This is a genomic window from Thioalkalivibrio sp. ALMg3, from assembly GCF_000381225.1.
GTDB classification, from domain to species: Bacteria; Pseudomonadota; Gammaproteobacteria; order Ectothiorhodospirales; family Ectothiorhodospiraceae; genus Thioalkalivibrio; species Thioalkalivibrio versutus.
Genome location: NZ_KB906239.1, coordinates 1 through 1,682, shown reverse-complemented (window position 1 = coordinate 1,682; position 1,682 = coordinate 1). Strand labels below are relative to the sequence as shown.

At 63.8% G+C, this 1,682-nt stretch carries 1 protein-coding gene and 1 pseudogene; one reads left to right on the top strand and one right to left on the bottom strand.

Features of this window, described 5'->3' with window-relative positions; all coding sequences use genetic code 11:
* Positions 1-401: 401 nt before the first annotated feature.
* The gene (locus F622_RS0113320) at positions 402-1,520 is read left to right on the top strand and encodes an alpha/beta hydrolase (protein WP_018175687.1); all 1,119 of its coding nucleotides are present in this window, start codon (positions 402-404) and stop codon (positions 1,518-1,520) included.
* Between the two features lie 36 nt (positions 1,521-1,556).
* Here the strand turns inward: F622_RS0113320 and F622_RS14085 are convergent.
* Positions 1,557-1,664 (bottom strand): annotated as a pseudogene (locus tag F622_RS14085) (transposase); the annotation flags it as partial.
* Positions 1,665-1,682 lie beyond the last annotated feature (18 nt).

Sequence of the window (1,682 nt, the reverse complement as noted above, 5' to 3'; positions counted from 1 at the left end):
CCAGCATCGCTCCCTCCCGTGTCCTTCCTGGCTCCACGCGAGACTACGATGCCCTTCAGCGGTCGAACACCTCCCCGGTATCCTTCGATGAACCAAAGGTCATGGGTGCCCTCTTCTTCATGGGAAGCCAATCATTCCTGCGCCAGATCCAGGCACAGCTGGATATCCGCGCCGTCGATCACTCCGTACGCACCGACTCGGACGCTTCACACCTCGCCGAAGACCCCGCACGTTACAGCCCCACTCATGGCCGAAAATGGCCACTCCAAGGCCCAAACCCTTTGCCGATCAGGGCGCAACCTGTTCATTACACCCTACGCCTGGAGGTCCGACCCGGTCACTCCGGATATAGACTTAGGGTACCGGCGGGACTGGTACCGCTCATCTGACAGGAGAATCGCATGCTGCGCATCGCTGCTGTGTTGCTGGGTCTCTTGCTGCTTGCCGGCTGCATCAGCACCCAAAGCTGGGAGGCGACGCGCGTGCTCCAGGACATCGAGGCCGGCGCGGGACCGAGCACGCTGAAGGACCGCACCCCCGAGCCCACGCGCCAAACGCTTACCCTCGAGACGGACGAAGGTGACATCGCGGCCGACCTCTATCATCCCCAGCAGAATGTGGGGGCCCGCATCGTCCTCGTGCCGGGCTTCACGCCGCAGGGCAAGGACGACCGGCGGCTGGTGCAACTCGCCAATACGTTGGCGCGGGCGCGCTTCCTGGTGCTGGTGCCCGACCTGCAGGGCTCGAAAGACCTCAGCGTGCGTCCCGAGGAGGCCGCTGCCATCGGTGATGCCGCGGCCCTTCTGTCCCGTCTGGATGTGGAGCGCGCAGCGGATGAACAATACGTGGGGGTCGCGGCGATCTCTTATGCCGTGGGCCTGGCCGTCCTGGCGACGCTGACGCCGCAGGGGGAAGCGGCCATCGACTTCCTGGTCGGGATCGGCGGCTACTACGACACGAAGAACGTCATCACCTTCTCCACCACAGGGGCCTTCCAGGAGCCCGGATCGGACCACTGGCAGACGCGGACGCCTGACCCGTTGGCGAAGTGGCTATTCCTGCGCGGCAATCTGCACATGCTGGATAACCGCGAAGACCGCAGGATTCTCGAAGAAATCGCGCGCCGGCGCATGGGCGACCCCAAGGCCCCCATCGACGACGTGACAGATGATCTCGGGGATGAGGGGCGGACCCTCTTGGCGTTAATCCTGAACGATGACCAGGAGCGCGTGCCGGAGCTCCTGAATGATCTGCCGGCCAGCGCGCGGGAGGCCATCGAAATGCTGTCCCTCACCAACCGCGACCTCTCGCATCTTTCCAACGGTGCCATCCTGATCCACGGTCGGGCCGACACCATGATCCCGCACACCGAAAGCGCGCGCCTCGCCCGTGCAATCGGCGAGGTCGACCTCCACCTGATCGATGGCTTTTCCCACATCGATCCGCAAGGCGTGGGGCTTATCGGCCAGTGGCAACTCATCCGCGCGGTGATGGACCTGATCGCGCGGCGCTCGAATTGACCCTGTGGATGGTAACGAGGTCCGACCTCGTCATGCGGAATAGAAATTCTCGCCACACAGGAACGCACGGCGAACACAGCGACAAATGCAGTGGTAATACGGCGTCGCCTCGATCGAGACGAGCTCCTTCCTGGCTCGCGTCATCAGGACCCTCCTTGGTCC